Origin of the sequence: Brevibacillus sp. SIMBA_040, from assembly GCF_046535075.1 — a bacterium.
In the GTDB taxonomy this organism is placed as follows: Bacteria; Bacillota; Bacilli; order Brevibacillales; family Brevibacillaceae; genus Brevibacillus.
The window spans coordinates 71,715-90,340 of record NZ_JAWRXI010000017.1; the positions used below are offsets into that span (position 1 = coordinate 71,715).

The following is an 18,626-nucleotide window of genomic DNA, read 5'->3' on the forward strand; positions in this document are numbered from 1 at the left end:
CTTTTATACCTACAGAAAACTACGCGCCTGTTTGCCGATGATTTGAATACCCCGCTCGATATTTTCATCCGTGACGCGTGAAAAACCGAGCCGCAACGTATTCGTCCCTTCGCCTTCCTGAATAAAAAACTTGTCTCCCGGTGTAAAAATAACGCCCTGTTTTGTGCAAGCTTCGAGCAGTAGGCGTGTATTTACTCCCTTTGGAAAGGTGAGGAACATATGCAATCCCCCGTCACCAGACAGCTGCGCCTCTGGAAGATACGCCTCACAGCATGCTTTTGTCAGCTCATATTTGCGCTTATACTCTGAACGTGCTTTCTTAACATACTTATCGAAATTTCCATTTAGTAAATATTGATACAAAATCGATTGATCGATTGTTGAGGTATGAATGGTACGGGCACGCTTAATACTTTCCAGAGTGTTGATCAGCGCTCGGTCTCCAAGCACCCAGCCTACTCTCAACCCGGGGAAAAGGACTTTCGAGAAGCTGCCAATATAGATAACTCCGTTCCCTCGCCCTGCTGTCGCTATTAAAGGGGCAACATGCGCTCCCGAATACCGCAGCTCCTCATTGAATCCATCCTCGATCACCGGAATCTGATGGCGCATCATTAGTTTCATAACGGCGCTGCGCTTCTCTGGCGACATGACGATGCCGGTAGGATTGTGATAGGAGGGTGTCAAATAGGCAAGATCAAAGCTGTTCGTCTGCCTCTTCAATACCGCCTCCAGCTGCTCCACATCAATACCGTCACGCTCCATCGGAATACCGGTAATCTCAAATCCTTGCAGCTTCAAATTTTTAATCGCTGTATGGTGGGTCGGATTTTCACAAATGGCTGACCCGTGGCGTGCAGCAGGACGCAGTGCCGACAGAACTATGTCAAAGCCTTCAGTAAACCCGCTTGTAATCAGCATATCCTTGCCGCTTATATCGACACCCTTATTCTCCATATAACGCATCAGATAATCGATTAGCGGCTTGTAGCCCTTTGCATACCCGTAGTTAAGCAGCATCTGCCCTTCGATTGCCATCCGGTCCAAAAAAGCTCGCCTTACATCCCCGAGATCAAACAGCTGCTCATCCGGAGCGATGCTTGTGAACGAGATGGTTCCTTTTTTGGCGCGAATGCCTTGCTTCATCATATCCAGCTCAACAGCCGATACAGCATAATCGTTCATTCTTGCCTTCCAGTCGATCTGCCAAGTGGCGGAGCCATCAGCTCCTCCGTTATCTGCAGCCAAATGGTTTACCATAGCCGCTACATAGCTGCCTTTGCCGGGAATCGCATACGTAAATCCGTCATCCTCCAAGCCCTCATAGGCTGCAATGACCGTATTGCGGCTCACCTTTAATAGACCACTCATTTCACGTGTAGAGGGCAGCTTCTGATCTGCCTGAAGAGCCCCTTTTATAATTAAACGTTTGACGTATTCTTTCACTTGTATCGCGACCGGCCGGTCACCGACGAGCTTGAAATCCTGGAACATCCTTCATCGCCCCCTCCATAATGATGGCATGGAAGATGAGAGAAAAAAAGAACCACCGCACTGGAATTTTCATCCTTCGGTGGTTCCTCCACTTCCTTAAAGAGGTATGTTGGTTACGTTTTGATCCAATCGTCTGTGCCGATCAGATGAGCGGCGCCAGCATCTGTCCCCACACCAGGAGCTGCTCCGAACGGATAAGGAATTCCTTCTTCTTCCGCAGTATCAAACAACAAGTTGCGCAATTTTGTATTCGCCGCCAAACAACCTCCGCGATTGTCAAAGGCTTTGCCCATATATATCTGGTCGTTGACCATCACTGTAAAGGGACAAATCGGGACGATCGGATCGCCTTGCCGAATGCCCAATTCTTTAATATGTTCCGCACTGGTCACGCCGAGCTCAACTCGCTCTCCCCTTTATCTATGTGTAGGGTTGCTTGCTCACTAATTTTTCTACTGCAAATATTGCTTCAGATCATCTAAATACTCCTCATCCTGAACCCGTTCTATCAAAAACGCACCCAAATTCTGGTAAATTTGCTGAAACTCTGCTTTCGTTAGCCCATTGGTAAAAAGGGCCAGCTCTATCTTGTTCCCATTTTTATCAGTCGAGTAAAATGACATAGTAATTACTTTTGCTGTACTTCCACCTTTTGAGCCAACGTGAGTAAATGGACTATCGGGTTTCAACGGGTTCTCAATGACCGCATCTAATTCCTTCTGAACCTTTGCAGAAAGGTAGCTTCTGCTGTTGATTTTGTTCATCAAGGTCGCATACTCTTTCGTTGTTCCCTTGGGTAGACGTGACACAATCAAATCGTTAATTTCCGAATCGTACCACGGATATAGATCTTCAACTACCTGATCTTTATAACGACCAGATTTATACTTTTGCAATATTTTGAATATTTTGCTCGACTCGGCATTGAAATTTTTCTGTGACATATTACTGAGCTGAGTTTTGACTAGATCGACCCTCTCATCGAATGGTAAGTCAGGGTCCAGAGTAGACATTATGGAGTAGGGTACAAAGACAATGGATGCAAAGGCAGGGAAAAACTTCTCATGCTTGTTAAAGTTCAACTCGTCCAGGTTATCGTTGACTTTATCAATACCAAGAAGCATTAACAAGTACTCTGAGTTGGCATTGGAGCTATACTTGATCATTCCTTTTGCAACTTCCTGCAAGCTGACTTTGCCGTTCTGAACCACTTGACGCGTCTCAATATCCTGCAGCCAAGCTTCATGGGCATTGCCATCACTCCCGGGCACGTAAAACAGCGCCAAATCATCCAACGACACCTTTTTCGAGGGATTGATCTTTCCTTTGGCCGCCTGTTTGGCGAACTCAAGTGCAATGATCAATTTTGAGGTACTAGCGAGGGTCATCTGTCGGTTCGAGTGATAATCGATCACCTTATCCCCATTGCGAATGACATACAGGGAGGCTCTGTCAGGATTCTCCTTTAAGAATTGAGCAATCGGATCGTCCTCAACCGAAAAGTCGCCATGCTCTTCCGCTGCGTAAGCGCTTCCAAAATGGAATGTAAAAATAAAAGCAAACACCAACGCTGCAATCCAAAATCTCTTCCTCATTCTCCATTCCTCCTATCTAATCAAGAAGTGTAGAAAGTTTCTCTATTCCATCCTCCTTGCATCTCTTCTTATTATGTTGTGAGGATGAAGAGTGAATCTTTCCTTCCACATACTAACATAAGGCAGTTACAACGAATGCGATCTAGTAAGCTCTACCCCCCACATCGCTAGAAATGTCGTGTTGTAAAAGCTATGTTTGTCATGATAGGATACCAACCAATGGATTGTTATTTAATAGTCACGACTCAACGTTTATAGCAATCCATAATATCAGTAGAACACTGAAGGTGAATGAATGCTAAAAGTAAACCGCGATGACGAACGTCCTATCTGGCAGCAGCTGCTAGACCAGGCTATCCATAATATTACAACCAGAAAATGGCCACCCGGCGAATTGCTGCTCCCATCCCGCGAACTCGCTCTATTAATTGGCGTTTCCCGTTCAACTATACAAATTGTTTACGAGGAGTTATTCAGCCGCGGATATACCGTAACCTCTCGTCGTGGCGGGACAAGAGTGAGTGAATGGACTTATGCAACCCGCCCTTCAGAAGATGCTTGGCAGGAGGGACCTGTCCTCCCCGAATTGCCTTTATTAAACGCTTCAATCGGTCATTTGCACAGTTGGTTTGGGGACAAAGAAAATCGAAAAGTTGAGATTGATTTCAGTCCACATGAACCCTATTTGGACGAACAGTTTCAAAAGAATTGGAGACAATCGTTTATACGGGCTTCCACAGAAACAGATCTGGACAGTTGGGCTTACGGTGATGCCTATGGATTCCTGCCGCTGCGAGAACAGATTCAACGTTATTTGTCGCTTGAACGGGGCGTTCATGTGGGTACCGATCAGATCCTTTTAAGATTTGATCGCCCAGGCCCTTTTACATGAGGGTGATACCGTTTCTGTTGAAGATCCTGGCTTCCCTGCTGCCTGGATGGCGATGAAGTATCAGCGTATGCAAGTTGTCTCCGTTCCGGTCGACGAGAACGGGCTATGTGTAGACCGTATTCACCCTGATTCCAAGCTTGTCTTTGTTACACCATCACATCAGTGTGCGGTTGGAGTCATTATGTCGGAGCCTCGCAGGCAACAATTGTTACATTTGGCTGCCCAGCATCGCGTTTGGATTGTTGAGGATGATTACGACAGCGAATTCCGCTATCGCGGCGACCCCCTTCCGACCTTGTTCAGTCAGCGACCTCAGAATACTTTGTATATGATGAGTTTTTCCAAAATGATTGCTCCTGGTATTCGGATATCAGCCATCATCGGTCCCAAAGAGGCCATCCGTCAGCTTGCTGGGGTTCATGCATTGACCTATCGCCATCTGCCGATTATGGAACAACTAACACTCACTCATTTTATCGAGCATGGGCATTTCATGCGCCATATGAGACGAGTCCGTAATGTATATCGGCGCAGACATGAAGCTATGACCAAAGCCATCATCACGACGGGTCTGAGCGAACACTTCACATTAAGCGGCGTCGAAACAGGGCTGCATGTGCTTCTGGAAGCTGATAAATCGTTTGACGAAGAAGCCGTGACGAACCTAGCGCTTGAAAAAGGAATCCGTGTTTATCCGCTTAGCAAGTATTGCTTGGAAAGCGATCGAAGGGGATGGGTACTAGGTTTTGCGAAAGTAGATGAAGCTGCCATTGAAGAAGGCATTTCTCGTCTTGCGGAGATGCTTATCTGATACAAGCATCTCCGCCTGCCTCTTCCCTATTCGTCCTGGCGTGCGTTTTCATTCCGGGTCTCTTCGTTTGTAGCATTCAGTTTCCCAATCGTCATGAGGCCCTTCCGGCGGAGCTCCAAACTTGCTTTCTTCATATTTGCACCAGAATATCCATGGTCTTGTTCTCTTTGACGAGGTGATGATGCAGGGCCTGCCCCTCTTACACGTTTTTTCCTGGTTCGAACATTTTTTCTTCTTCAATCGGATTTTCTTTTGCGGTGACATGGTATGGATCAATACGGTACACCTGAACCGGACCCCCAAATACTGCTGATCGGTATTTGTCTACGTGCTGCTTGGGTAAAGGCCGATTATAGTAACCAGGTACATACTTATTTATCATTTCCTGCAGCATGTGTGTAGCTTCGTCCAGATCGGCGATGGGCTGTGCTTTTCCAAAAATCATGACACTCATATATGCAGTGTCTGTCTTGGCTGGCACCGGATCGGTAATCGTTCCGTATTCTTCACAAACCGTAAAACAAACCTCTGGATTCGCATCCATAACCTGATTTCGTCTCCCGCCTGTGGCGCCATGGAAATATAACTTCCCATTTGTCCAAACAAAATTGAGTGGAACAACATACGGCAGATGACCATCGACCATCCCAAGATGTCCAATGCGAGCTTGCTGCAAAAACGTCTCAATCTTGCTCTCGTCCAACACTTCTCGTATCTTGTAACGTACCCCAACCATTGTTATCACTCCTATGTGTATATAATGTATTTGGTAAGTTTATCAACCATTGGAATGAATAGAAACGTCCAAAAATGCATGTTTTAAGCAATCCATATTATTTTGCGTTAAGAGAAAAAACCCTTGGTCCAAAAAAGCCCAAGGGTTCTTAACCTATTCAAAACTGCTTTGTAATTTCTCGACTGCTCACTCTTAAGATCTTTGTTCATACAGCTTAACAATTTCGATGATAGTGTTCACTGCCTGCACCATGTTATCAACCGAAACATATTCGAACGGCCCGTGGTAATTTTCCCCGCCTGTGAATATATTCGGTGTTGGCAACCCCATGTAGGATAGCTGAGAGCCATCCGTACCACCGCGAATCGGCTCAATAATCGGCACGATTCCGAGATTTTCTAGCGCTAGTTTAGCGATGTCCACTACTTCCATAACAGGCTCAATCTTTTCCCTCATGTTGAAATATTCGTCTTTGATTTCGAGCTCAATTCGCTTATCACCGTATTTTTTCTGTAATTCCTCTACGATACGAGTCAGCTCGGACTTTCTCTCCAAAAACCGATTCCGATCGTGCTCCCGGATCAAATAACGAAGCTGGGTTTGCTCGACGTCACCATGAATAGACGATAGATGATAGAAGCCTTCATAGCCTTCCGTCTTCTCAGGAGTCTCATCAGCCGGCAGCATGCCATGCAGCTCCATGGCTATTTTAGCAGCATTGACCATTTTACCTTTGGCTGTACCAGGGTGGACATTCGTCCCTTTGCAAGTAATGATGGCTGATGCAGCGTTAAAGCTCTCGTACTCAATCCCACCAAGAGGACCACCATCCATCGTATAGGCATACACTGCGTCGAAGGCGGACACATCAAACTTTTCGGGGCCTCTGCCGATTTCTTCATCCGGGGTGAAAGCTACTCGTACTCTCCCGTGTTTCAGTTCTGGGTGTCGAATCAGATAAGCCATAGCAGTCATGATTTCGGCAATACCGGCTTTATCGTCAGCGCCAAGTAATGTGGTACCGTCTGTCGTTATGAGTGTGTGGCCTATGTATCCAGCAAGCTCCGGAAAATCAACTGGCGATAGCATAATATTCTGCGCTTCGTTCAAGACAATGACTTGTCCGTTATAATTTTCTACGATTTGCGGTTTCACACCAGCGCCGGTGAAATCAGTAGCCGTATCCATATGAGCAAGAAAACCGATCGTTGGAATCTCTTTATCAGTATTGGCTGGAAGGGTTGCCATTACATAACCGTTCGAATCCATCGTAACGTCCTGCATACCTATAGCTTTCAGCTCGTCTACGAGCATTTGGGCAAGCACTAGCTGCCCTGGTGTTGAAGGACAGGTTTCGCTATCCTCATCGGACTGTGTGTTCACTTGTGCGTAAGAGATGAATCTATCCATGATCTCGTTTTTCATAGTCTTATCCCAACTCCAATGCAATTCGTTATGTAGCTAAGCACACCTGTTGATTAACCGAAAAATGGTATACAATCCCATGAAAAATTTTACCACGTTCCCTGTCGACGCTTCAATTTGAATACTGATAGGTCGGAGGAAGAAGAGAACCCGACCTCGACTACAGGCTAAGCAACAAATGGTTGCGATTGGAGATTCCGTTCAACGAAAAAAGCCTACTTTCTCGTTCGAAGAGAGTAGGCTTTTCTCTATTCTACTGTTCGTTGGAAAAGCAGATCTATGACATACTTGTCAGATGCTCCCCAAGACGAACCATGGTCTGTTCTCCCCCTGGGACGACATATGCTTTTACCTTATCGAATGTAGCCGCATTTTCTTCAAAAACGGTGCTATAAGTAAGTTTGGTCTTACCATCCAAATCCTCAAAGGTTGCTGTCGCCAGAAAATGGGGAAACACAGCATGCTGGATGACGATTCGCTCAGATTTAACAACCTCGACAAAAACGTTGGTGTTGGGATAATCAACTCCATCTGGACCGTGCATAATAAACAGTCATAAACTGCTGCGTTTATTTTTGAGAATCAAGAATAAACATAGATGCATCATGTCTCATGAATATTTTACTTCCATTATAAAAAGTTTTGGATTGAATATTCCTGTACCCTATTCTCGTCATCATTTCCATTAGCTTTACTTGATCAAATCCGTTATGAACGATATTTGAAACTACTTTTTCATTTTTATCAAAATCTACGATTAGTAATTGTCCTCCTTCATTTAGCACATTAAATAATCTTGATAAAACCAATTCAACATCATGAATGTGGAGTAGAACCTGAGCCATAAAAATATAGTCTACATGTAAATCTGATAGAGCTTCCTTTTCAAAATCAAAGCATAATGTATCTACATTCTGAATATCAAAATCGGAAATTTTTTGCCTTATTTGATTAATCATGTTTTGTGAAGTATCTAGAAAAAGCACAGAATGAAAATCGTTTAGCAAGCTCATTCCGACAAGACCAGTCCCACACCCAAAATCAATCGCGTTCTTACCCGTAGCGTCAACTACATATTCACGAATGGCATCAGCTGATACCTTTGCTATATGGATTCTTTCAGGAGTGTCGTATATATTTGCTATCATTTCAAACTTATCCGTATTTCCCACTAGTACCTCCCATTATACCTGAATAAAATCTATCCGTTTCTCCGCCAAGCCTCTGTATTTAACTCATTATTGATCATCGCGGAGACGACTGCGCCCCTCGAAGCCGCAGCTATGGCCTGATGCATTCGCGATGTTGCATCCCCGGCGCTATAGACACCCGGAACGTTCGTTTTTCCGAAGTCATCGACGACGATCTCCCCCGCTTCCGTGATCTGGCATCCAATAGTTCGCGGCAAATCCGATCCCGTAACCAACTCCGGTTTGAAAAAGATCCCCCTGCATGAAACAATCGTCCCGTCTTCAAGAACGACTTGCTGAACGATCCCATGGCTGGAGTCGATGTGCCGGATCGGCGAGTCAAACAGAGGCACTTGTTTCCGCTGAAGCTCCTCGCGATCGGCATCCGTCAGTTCATCGGGGCCATTCGTGCAGACGGTAAAACGGTTCGTCCATCCCGATATGATCGGAGCGAAATGCATAAGCTCAGCCCCCTTCGTAATGATGACAAGCGGCTGATCCCTTAACTCCCAGCCATCGCAATACGGGCAGACGAAAGCGCTTTTCCCGTATACCTCAGCCAATCCCGGAATGTCCAACGGCCGATCCTTCATGCCGACGGTAAACAATACTTTTTTGCTTGCAAAGATTTGTCCTTGCTCAGTCTCAATTTGAAACCGGCCGTCAGTTCCCCCGATCGACACCGCCGTATCCTCCACGAATGATACGGAGGGATAAGCGCTGATCTCTTCCTTTGCAATTCGCCGGAACTCGCTCGGACTGATTCCATCGCGGGTAAGAAACCCGTGGACCTCGCGAGTCACAGCATTGCGGGGACGACCCTCGTCGATCACCGCCACCTTTTTCCTTGCTCTCCCAAGCACCAGAGCGGCGTTCAACCCAGCCGGTCCGCCTCCAATAATCGCTACATCGAAAAGTTGTTTTTCCATCGCTAACACACCCTTCTATAGATCTATGATATCCATAATTAAAACGCAAGAAGTGTATCACTTCTTGTTTGTCTCATGGTTGCCATGCTTGAAAGCCTCTTCCAGTACCGACTGGATTGTGTGTTCCCGCAAGTATTGGTGCAGATGCTGTTCCGCACCCTCCATCACCTTCTGGACCAAGCATTCGCACTTTCCTGAACGCTCCTGAGCCTGATCCCGCCCGGCAGTCTCCTCTTCCGCTAACAACCGATGCTGCTGCGAATTCGTATTGGAGCATTCGAACAACTTCTGTCTTCCTTCAATCACTTGAATCACATCAAGAAACGTAATCTGTTCAGCCGACCTGGCAAGCTCGTAACCGCCGTTCACCCCTGGCACAGCACGTACGATTCCATCCTGCCTTAGCTTGGACATGATTTTGGATAAATAGCTTTCGGAAACACCAAGTGTGGAAGCTAATTCCTTGATCCCTACATTGTTGCAACGCTCCGAGTTTCCGAGATGAAGTAAGGCGTGTAGGGCATAATCTGTACTTTTGGAGAACTGCAAGCTCCCCTCCTCCCTTCTCAACATTATCATTATTACAGACCTGTAGTGTCCATAATAAATGATTCAACTCCAAGTTGCAATATCATTCTTGATCCGATCCTTTTCGCCGTTCCCCCTTAACTTGCGCTCTACATTGTAAATGTGCTAAGCAAAGACGGCCAAACAGAAATTTTCTCGTGGCAGGATGGACATACTGTTTCCCCCGCTAAATAATACAGATGCCTAGCCAATGTTTGCTCCCCGATCGCTTCCGCCCGCTCCGCTAATGTTCGTATTTCTTCATCTGCAAATGACGTGACCGGAACGATTACATGCGATGCCTGGTCAGTGTGAAAGACAGGGTCGTGTTCAAAGGCTTGAAGGATTTCTGCAGAATTATCTTCTTGTGGCCAGATGAATACATCAGCTGCGCAGGCCGGACACACTGCCACATACTCATCACCGTTCATAAAAGTCATCAACATATTGGCGACACTATGCGAGCCTCGGTAAGCGGCATCCGCCACAAAAATATAACGTTTCTCCGTCTCATCAATGGAAGGATCAGCTGCATAGGAGAATACTTCCTTTGTAAGCGTCTTGAGCTTCCCAATAGCCTCTACGTACTCACGATACAATTCAGTACAAACAGAGCTGCCTGCCTCTTCAACCAGCTCAGCCCAAGATTCTGGGAATGGGTCCTCATCGCGCTCGTTCCGACTTGCCTCGATTATTCCGCAATTTATAAACAGCTCTTTGCGCACTTCAGCATCAGAGGTAGAACACGCTATTTGTGCCAAAAAAGGCATTGCCGCATATGTAGCTGTATATATCGTATTTTGGTGATACAAGTGCTCCTGAAAGAGATCGTCAAAAATTTCCTGGCTATATTGCCGCATTAATTGCTGCAATAACATAGGTACGTTGTCTGCGGAACTGTACGGTCCCGTAAGCTTTCCCCATATATCGCTCTCCCACTTAAGCATTAAACAAGCTTCCCTCCGTTCATAATATGGCCGAGACCTCTTACCTCTGGTCATGAGTAGACAACGTTCTGAATCTAGTGGTTAGGGTATTCTCCACCTGATTGAGTTCCCCTGCCTCCATATTGAACTTAAGCTTTTTGCCAGGGGAACTATGGCGCAATCATTAGCGTCTTGTTTTTAATAAGCCCGTTACCTCAATAAATCAAAACTCCCTTGCCAAGAACAGATTTGTTTTGCACTTGATTCCCCAAAATATATAGCTTCTTTAAATTGGGCAGCTTCAGCAAAGGCTCTATATTGGAAATCGCGTTATTTTCCAAATGAAGCTCCTCAATTTGCTGCCAATTTTTCATAAAACTTAATAATCCAAGCGAGGTGTCTTGCATCGTAAATGAACGCAGAGCCGTAAAATCAGCAAAGTAAGGCATCATCTTATCTGTTTCATGCACCCAGTCTCCATTGCCTATGCGAAAAGATGGGTTATTCAACGTTAAATGTTCCAGCGTATGATTCGTAAAAGGCTTGTCACTATTTAATTGAAACGAACATTTATTGCAATTTAACGTTTTTACATGCTGCAAATTGAATAATGCATTCGTTTCACTGTAAAAGGACGTCTCATCCAAATTCAATGTTTGCAAATTCGGCAGACGGTTTAAAGAACTAATCCCCACAAATTCTCCATGCTCCATCACTGAAAGCTGTTCCAACTGGGGAAATTTCACTAAAGCTGCCCCATCCAGATTATCACTCGACCCGCGTATGTAAACCGTTAAAGATTTTAAAGCGGGCGCCTCTAACTTTGGTAAGAATGAGTCTTTTAATTCCGCTTTCTTTAAATTTGGCGCTGTGATTGGTGATTCAATGCCACCGTAACCCGTTATTGACAATTCGGTTAGTGACGGCAGACTATTCACAACCTCAACAGAATCAACTTGATAGAGAGAAGCTAACCGCAGCTTCGTCAGTGATGGCTTATTTCTCAGGAGTTCTACATTCGTTATGTCAACATTTTCAAGATCAAGCGACTGCAGGTTTGGCATATTTTGTACAAAATCAAGTGTTTTTAAATTTCTCACCAACGTAAGCTTTAACTTTTGCAATTGACTTAGCGCATAAAATGAACTGAAATCTGTCGCATCACTATTATCGAGTGTTAATGACGTTAATCCAGTTAATGAAGACAGCCACTTCAAATCATTAATCCCTGTTAAAGACAATGATTTTAATGATGACAGCTGATTCAGGATATGGAAGTCGGTAACAGACTCATCCACATACGAAATTTCAAGCGACTGCAGATTCGGAAACTGTACTAATAAAGCCATTTCCTCATTACTTCGAATTTGTGTGGAAAGTTCTACGATATTAGCTTTATCGCCAAAATAATGTGCAAACGAACTAAATGATTCGTTAAAGCCGCCTGTATAGCTTTTCAACCCTTGTAAATGTCGAAAGCTAACTCGGTCATTTTTTGAAATGTTGTATTCATTCATCAGTTTTAACACTGATAGCCCGCTAAATGCCTCAAAGTCTTTTTGTTCGATTCTTTGTGTATTCAATAGCTTATCCGTAATCACATAGTTGGAGATTTCAGTTCGCTCATTCGTAAACGGATCATCAAAGCTGTAGCCGATGTGCCACTGATCGTTATCACGATAAGCAGACAAATAGCGGATCGTTGCGATTTCCTCTTCTGTTGGCATCGCTGCCCCTTTATCAAAAATATCCTTTAGGAAAAATAGGAGAACTTCGCTTTCAGGCATCGTTCGAACAGGCACCTCGTTTTCGATGCTGTACTCTGTTTGATTGTTGGTCAAAAAGAAATATCCAACTACCATACAAATGATGATGAGCGGCAAAAGAAGGATAGTTGAGTTCGATTTTGGTCGTGCTTGTGCAGGAGTGGTTCCATAATAATTATTAATCGTCTGGTCAACATAATAGACGTTATTCTCCTTCAACAATAATTCAGTTCCACAATACAGGCATTTGAACTTCTTCCCTTCTTTATATTCAATGTCCCCCTGACAATTGGGACAATTTAATTTAATGAATTCCACTGGCCGCCCTCCTAATATCCCTTTCTATTAAAGCTTATTCGCTTGTCTTTAAAATCATATCACGGATTGGGTAATATTGGGTGAACTGCGGAAGGTGCTAGCTATGAGAATCAATAAGATCCAGCAGGACTGGGCCGCTATGCGAAACCTCACTATATTTGAGTTTAATATTTCCGTGCATTTCCCCAAAATCCTTGATTTCTTCGCCGTTTGCGTATCATGCGCAATTCGGCTGGCAATGAAATTCCTCCTCGCCATAGCCTCGTCTCCATCTCGTATTCCTTTACGCGCTGGTAAAACGTAGGCATGGTCACATTGATTTTTTCACACTTAAAAAGGAACTATTCTTTACGTTGTCTCCCTACAGTGGGGTATTGTTTTCTCCGTTATTCAACATTGTAGTAACACTATCCTGGTGACCTCTTTCATTTAAGGGTGCTTACCATTACGGTAGTCAGGGTAGAACGACCGAAACCGGGGGGGAGGTGTCATCCCGACGCTAAAGCTGTTCACCCCCTCTCCATCTAATAAATAAACAGTGGCAATCTAGGATTCAATAATTAGTCCTAGATACCACTGTCCTTTGAAACAAAAACACATCATTTTGTCTTTGTATCGCTCATTTCGATCGGATTCCTTCAAATGCGTTTGTTACCAGATCATGCATATAGGAATCATTCAACTCATCCCCGGTTACAAGCAGACGATAAAAAATCGGTCCATAAACAAGGTCGATACATAATTCAACATCCAGATTCTCTTTCAAATCTCCTCGCTGTATTCCTTTCTCAAAAAGCTCTTTTGCCTGCATGCGTCTGGGCTGGAAAAACCGCTCTCGATATTCCAGCGCCAAATTGGAATCCAGCTGCCCTTCTCCTATTAACTCTTTGATTATGTTTCCCTCTCTACTTGTCAAAAACCTCGTTAAACTGGTCGCATGAATGAAAATATCTTGAAATGTCGAGCCCGTATCAGGAACAGGTAATCTCGCAGTTGCAGCATAAAGAAACCCTTCCATGATTACAGCAGCTTTGTTTGGCCACCATTTGTATATCGTTGCCTTGCTAACTTTCGCTCGCTCCGCAATTTTATCTACGGTGACCGCTTTAAAGCCATCTTCCAACAAGAGCTCGTAGGATGCGGAAAGGATTGACTTATGCGTTTCTACATTGCGCGGACGCCCTCTTTTTCCTTGCACATTCATCATTCCTCTTAAAATATACTATACGTCTAGTATACTTACTGCGGTTGAAAAAGGAATCGTTATTTGCCTATTTACAAAACTAAACGTTCAGTATATTATTTGTTTGTAATAATAAAACTAAACGTTTAGTTTCTATTTTTAGATGGTATCTTCTCATGGGATAGGAGGCTTGATGTCCTCTACAATCCCACCACTATTTAAAGAAAAGAGTGAGAGTATGAATCCTACGAGAAATAACGCTATTGAAAAGGGTATCCCTACTTGGCTGACCTTACTTCTAGCAACAGCATGCGGCATTATTGTAGCCAATCTTTATTATGCTCAGCCTTTAGTTGGATTGATTCGTTCTTCCATTGGGCTGTCTGCTGGCAGCGCTGGTTTCATCGTGACACTAACGCAAATCGGATACGTTGTCGGTTTGCTGTTTATCGTTCCCTTGGGGGATATACTTGAAAACCGAAAGCTGGTTTTCACAGCGTTGCTTTTTACAGCCGGATCTCTCGGTGCTGCGGCTGTGACAAAAGAAGCGACACTATTTCTTATCGTTTCCCTCTTTATAGGTTTGGGCTCAGTCGCTGCCCAAGTTCTGGTACCTTTTGCATCCTATCTCTCAACAGATGCTACACGTGGCCGCATAGTTGGTAATGTCATGAGTGGTTTGTTGTTGGGCATAATGCTCTCGCGCCCAATATCGAGCCTTGTAGCGGACGCTTTTGGCTGGCATGCCATTTTTGCCTTGTCTGCAATAGCGGTGTTTATCTTAGCGATCGTTCTTTGGAAGGTGCTACCTACTCGAAAACCGAAATCAGACATAACCTATATAGCCTTGCTTGGTTCCATGTGGCAGCTCCTGGTCACTACACCGATCCTACGACGCCGAGCCGCTTACCATGCTTGTTTATTTGCCACCTTCAGCCTTTTTTGGACTACAGCCCCTTTGCTCTTGTCTAGTCCTGCATTTCATTTTTCGCAGAAAGCCATCGCGCTGTTCGCACTTGTAGGAGTAGCTGGATCACTTGCTGCACCAGTAGCTGGACGGATTGCGGATCGTGGCTGGACAAAACCCGCAACTGGGGTTGCTATCATTGCCGTCATCGTCTCTGTTTTGTTGCCTCTTCTATTTCAGTCCAGTTCTATTGTTGGGATCACTGCCCTAGTCGTATCAGCCATTATTTTGGATGCCGGTGTTTCCGCGAACCTTGTGCTTGGACAACGTGAGATATTCTCGCTGGGACCAGAGATTCGCAGTCGATTGAACGGACTCTTTATGGCGATATTCTTTTTCGGGGGTGCTATTGGATCTGCTATTGGTGGTTGGTCTTACGCCGTAGGGGGATGGAATGCAGTCTTATGGATTGGAGTTGTTTTTCCTGTCCTTGCCCTGCTATATTTTGCATCAGAAAAGAAACGTTCCTAAGAAATCGGATACAGTCAACGTCTGTGGCATTAAACCGAGCAATCCTACCAATATTTTTGTATTTATGTAGCCCGCTTCTCCGTGCACGAAAACACAGCGGCCCTCATCGGATACTCGAAGTAATAGCAAGCGGCCGTCGTTAACATTCTGATAACTAGTGAATTCGCTCCTCTAACACTGGCTAACGGCCCCTTCATAATAAACAGACCCGATGACCTAACAAAGCATCATCGGGACTGTTTTAGGAGTTCCACAGTTTTTTACTGGTTCCAGACTTTTTTAACTGGTTCTACACTTTTTTATCACTAAACAGCTGTTCAGAGAAAACCAGCTAATGTTTGTCAAGCTTTTAGTGTAGACAATGTCTTATATACTGGTATACTGTTTTCCTATTCCGGGGAGCGGTTAGTTTATATTTGATTTTTTACTCCCCATTCACATAACTCTTCCAAAACGGGTAATAGTGTTTCTTGGGACAATTTTCTCACGACACGGAGGGCACGTTCGTTGGCGAAGGCGATATAGAGGCACAGACCCGACAAACGCTAGAAAATCTTGATCGCGTACTGGCGGGATTTGATGTCACGAGGTCGAACCTCGCTTATGTGGAGATCTATTTGACAAACGCTCAAGAACATACCGAGCCGGTCATCCGGCAGTTCAAGGAATACGTGGGACAACACCGGCCGGCTGGCAGTCTCATCGGCGTGACATATCTTGCGTCCCCTGAGCAATTGATTGAAATAAGCGCCGTTGGCGCAAAGCAGAAGGGTTTCAAGAGCATCTTTCCAGCTTACAGGACCAGATTGATGCTCTTGCTGAAGAAGTTGAAGAATATGAGATTATCCAATCGATTCCCGGTATCGACAAAGTGGGCTAAGACCATCTTCCACCGCTTTTTTTATCGCGTTTATGGTACCAAAACACCAATTGTAATCAGTCAAAACGGCTATCTTAGACCTCGGCTATCGTAATGTTCGATAGACGATCCAGGTTGGCCAGCCCCGAATTAAGAGGGGCTGCAGCAGGATTTTGCCTAAAAATCCAAATAACAAAGTTTCTGGCCAAGAAAGCCTGGTTTTTTTCCTAAAAATGCATAATGGTCAATAAAACCCACGGCTTTTAAGCCCGCTTGAAACAAGGTGACCTGAAAATCAATCCCGGTCTTGACGGATAAAGCGAGCAGCATTCGCTTGACCTGTTCCCTTTGCTCCTCTCCGTCATTACAGATTCCAATGTGGTACATGAAAATCGCCTCTGTATGTTCATTCAGATAAATTAGATTAAATTATCAATATCTTCATCAAAGATCGAATTTGTACCAGAAGTTGATAACATGGATTCACTCAATTCTTGTTTATAACTTAAGACGTTATCAATTTTTTCTTCTAATGTATTAATAGTAATTATTTTATGGACTTGTACAAAGTTTTCTTGACCTATGCGGTGTACACGGTCGGTGGCTTGATTTTCAACTGCTGGGTTCCACCAACGATCAAAATGAATAACATGGTTAGCTGCTGTTAGGTTCAAACCTGTTCCTCCAGCTTTCAAAGAAAGGATAAAAATAGGTGTTTTTTTGCTTTGGAAATCCTCCACCATCTTTGCCCGTTCATGTTGTAAAGTACTACCGTTCAAGAATAGAACATTGACACCAAATCTTTCAGTTAAATGTTGTTGTAATAGTTCCCCCATTTTTACATACTGAGTAAAAACAATAACACTTTCATTTGCCTCAAGAATAGTCCTAATTAGTTCATCAACGAGTGCTACTTTGTTAGAACGTTCAGCGATTTTCGTTATGTTTTGTTCTTTTAAGTATAATCCCGGATGATTGCATAATTGCTTTAATTTACCAATCATGGTCATCATATATGGCTTCCGTTTTTTCCTCGATAACATTTTTGCTTCTTCTTTTACTTCATGTACCAATTTTTTGTATAACTCTTCTTGTTCATCAGTTAAAGTGCAGTATTGCTTTTGTTCTAATTTCTCGGGTAAATCACCTTTTATTTTTTCTTCCTTCTTTGTTCTGCGTAGAATGAAAGGCTGGATGAGCTGTTGTAACTGTTGTTTCTTTTCTTGGTTATGCTCACGTTCGATTGGTTGGACATATAGTTGCTTAAATACTGCTTGTGTACCAAGAAACTTTGGATTTAAAAATTCAACAAGTGACCATAGCTCCATTAGGCGATTTTCAATAGGAGTTCCACTTAAGGCAACTTTACCCTCACTCTTCAAAGTGCGTATAACATTTGATCTTTTTGTTTGGGTATCTTTAATATGCTGTGCTTCATCCAAACAAATAATATGCCAATTCATGTTCTTGAAGAGGATTTGATCATTTGTAAGTGTGCTATAAGTTGTTAAGATAATATCGAATTTACCTATATACATTTTGAAACTCCCTTTTTCCCGTTTGGTTCCATAGTGAATGTGAACTTTAATATTGGGAGCGAATTTACTGATTTCTTTTTCCCAATTAGCTAATAATGAAGTCGGTACCACAATCAATGAAATTTTTTGTTTGTGACGTACTTCATTAAAGAAAGCAATTGTTTGAATCGTTTTACCTAATCCCATATCATCTGCTAATAAAGCTCCCATTTTATGTTTATTTAGATGTACTAACCATTCAGCTCCCTCTAATTGATATTGTCGTAATGTACCGGTTAGCTCTGCAGTCTTCTTTAAAGGAGTTTTTCTTTTTTTGATATCCTTTAATTGGTCACTATACAATGGATTTTCCGAACGATCTGAAGGTATGCTTCTTTTTTCGATAGCCTTCCAATATCTAAATAGTTCGCTTAGCTGTCCGGGTTTTTGCATACTTTCTGTGTAGAAAAAGGTAGCCGTGATATGTTCACAAAACGACGCTACAGAACATGTACAAGTGTATGTTAACTCCTGAATTTTCACCTCTTGTTTACCGTTTTTACCAGCAACACTAGCATGAATTGATTTTTCATCATGGCTATAATTATAGACTGCTCCTGAACGACTTAAGTGGTGACCTGCATTAATAATTTCTTTAACATAATCATTTGAACTATCGTACGGACGAAGGTAATCCTTCCACACAACCATTATTTCCATCTATCATCACTCTCCTACCATGAATATTATAGGGGTTAAAAAAAATAGGTAGACTTGTATTTTGCACTGTTTTCCATTAGTTAGGTCCCATTTTTATCTTTGAATGGAAGAGGTATTACACACTAAAGATTCTGAACTGACCGAACGAATCTCAGCATTCAGTGAACAGCACTCCACATGTATTGATGAAGTAAACACAAATACACATAAAAAAACGGCATCTCTGCCGTATGTGTTAGGTGTTGTTGGACCTTTGCGGG

The 18,626-nt window shown here is 43.6% G+C and carries 13 protein-coding genes and 5 pseudogenes; 3 read left to right on the forward strand and 15 right to left on the reverse strand.

Annotation, left to right across the window (positions count from 1 at the left end; all coding sequences use genetic code 11):
- Window positions 1-9 precede the first annotated feature (9 nt).
- From SB752_RS24330 to SB752_RS24345, 4 genes and pseudogenes are all read right to left on the reverse strand, one after another.
- Entirely contained in the window at window positions 10-1,494 is a 1,485-nt protein-coding gene (locus SB752_RS24330; RefSeq protein WP_410718097.1) for an aminotransferase-like domain-containing protein, read from the reverse strand.
- A 113-nt stretch (window positions 1,495-1,607) separates the two neighbouring features.
- Window positions 1,608-1,754 carry a hypothetical protein gene (locus tag SB752_RS24335; RefSeq protein WP_410718141.1) on the reverse strand — a complete coding sequence of 49 codons (147 nt, stop codon included), beginning with the start codon at window positions 1,752-1,754 and terminating at the stop codon, window positions 1,608-1,610.
- Window positions 1,740-1,889, reverse strand: a pseudogene (locus SB752_RS24340) (peptidase M28); the annotation flags it as partial. The gene SB752_RS24335 and the pseudogene SB752_RS24340, both read right to left, overlap by 15 nt.
- 57 nt (window positions 1,890-1,946) lie before the next feature.
- Window positions 1,947-3,089, reverse strand: a complete 1,143-nt coding sequence (locus SB752_RS24345) for a serine hydrolase (protein ID WP_410718098.1) — start codon at window positions 3,087-3,089, stop codon at window positions 1,947-1,949.
- A gap of 295 nt (window positions 3,090-3,384) precedes the next feature.
- On the opposite strand from SB752_RS24345, the pseudogene pdxR reads away from it, so the two are divergent.
- Window positions 3,385-4,792, forward strand: a pseudogene (gene pdxR, locus SB752_RS24350) (MocR-like pyridoxine biosynthesis transcription factor PdxR).
- 50 nt (window positions 4,793-4,842) lie between these two features.
- Here pdxR and SB752_RS24355 read toward each other — a convergent pair.
- The 10 genes and pseudogenes from SB752_RS24355 to SB752_RS24400 form a co-directional block, all read right to left on the reverse strand.
- Window positions 4,843-4,988, reverse strand: a pseudogene (locus SB752_RS24355) (YggS family pyridoxal phosphate-dependent enzyme); the annotation flags it as partial.
- 3 nt (window positions 4,989-4,991) lie between these two features.
- Window positions 4,992-5,528 (reverse strand): pyridoxamine 5'-phosphate oxidase family protein, encoded by a 537-nt coding sequence (locus SB752_RS24360; RefSeq protein ID WP_410718099.1) that lies wholly within the window; start codon window positions 5,526-5,528, stop codon window positions 4,992-4,994.
- A 192-nt stretch (window positions 5,529-5,720) separates the two neighbouring features.
- Window positions 5,721-6,953 carry a peptidase T gene (pepT, locus tag SB752_RS24365; RefSeq protein ID WP_410718100.1) on the reverse strand — a complete coding sequence of 411 codons (1,233 nt, stop codon included), beginning with the start codon at window positions 6,951-6,953 and terminating at the stop codon, window positions 5,721-5,723.
- A 277-nt stretch (window positions 6,954-7,230) separates the two neighbouring features.
- A pseudogene (locus SB752_RS24370) lies at window positions 7,231-7,503 on the reverse strand (SRPBCC domain-containing protein); the annotation flags it as partial.
- A gap of 19 nt (window positions 7,504-7,522) precedes the next feature.
- Entirely contained in the window at window positions 7,523-8,125 is a 603-nt protein-coding gene (locus SB752_RS24375; protein ID WP_410718101.1) for a class I SAM-dependent methyltransferase, read from the reverse strand.
- 29 nt (window positions 8,126-8,154) lie between these two features.
- The gene (locus SB752_RS24380) at window positions 8,155-9,072 is read right to left on the reverse strand and encodes an NAD(P)/FAD-dependent oxidoreductase (RefSeq protein WP_410718102.1); all 918 of its coding nucleotides are present in this window, start codon (window positions 9,070-9,072) and stop codon (window positions 8,155-8,157) included.
- Between the two features lie 57 nt (window positions 9,073-9,129).
- Window positions 9,130-9,621: an RrF2 family transcriptional regulator gene (locus tag SB752_RS24385; protein WP_410718103.1), complete on the reverse strand. Its 492-nt coding sequence runs from the start codon at window positions 9,619-9,621 to the stop codon at window positions 9,130-9,132.
- Window positions 9,622-9,749: 128 nt separating this feature from the next.
- On the reverse strand, window positions 9,750-10,586 hold the full coding sequence (locus SB752_RS24390) for a hypothetical protein (protein ID WP_410718104.1): 837 nt from the start codon (window positions 10,584-10,586) through the stop codon (window positions 9,750-9,752).
- Window positions 10,587-10,780: 194 nt separating this feature from the next.
- Entirely contained in the window at window positions 10,781-12,649 is a 1,869-nt protein-coding gene (locus SB752_RS24395) for a leucine-rich repeat domain-containing protein (protein ID WP_410718105.1), read from the reverse strand.
- Between the two features lie 619 nt (window positions 12,650-13,268).
- The gene (locus tag SB752_RS24400) at window positions 13,269-13,856 is read right to left on the reverse strand and encodes a TetR/AcrR family transcriptional regulator (protein WP_327982927.1); all 588 of its coding nucleotides are present in this window, start codon (window positions 13,854-13,856) and stop codon (window positions 13,269-13,271) included.
- A gap of 214 nt (window positions 13,857-14,070) precedes the next feature.
- Here SB752_RS24400 and SB752_RS24405 point away from each other — a divergent pair, with 214 nt between their 5' ends.
- Together SB752_RS24405 and SB752_RS24410 are read left to right on the forward strand one after the other, a co-directional pair.
- Complete coding sequence (locus tag SB752_RS24405) at window positions 14,071-15,270, forward strand: MFS transporter (RefSeq protein ID WP_410718142.1); 1,200 nt, start codon at window positions 14,071-14,073, stop codon at window positions 15,268-15,270.
- A gap of 473 nt (window positions 15,271-15,743) precedes the next feature.
- Window positions 15,744-16,025 (forward strand): annotated as a pseudogene (locus SB752_RS24410) (RidA family protein); the annotation flags it as partial.
- A gap of 523 nt (window positions 16,026-16,548) precedes the next feature.
- Here the strand turns inward: SB752_RS24410 and SB752_RS24415 are convergent.
- Window positions 16,549-18,366: a DEAD/DEAH box helicase gene (locus SB752_RS24415; protein WP_410718106.1), complete on the reverse strand. Its 1,818-nt coding sequence runs from the start codon at window positions 18,364-18,366 to the stop codon at window positions 16,549-16,551.
- Between the last annotated feature and the right edge of the window lie 260 nt (window positions 18,367-18,626).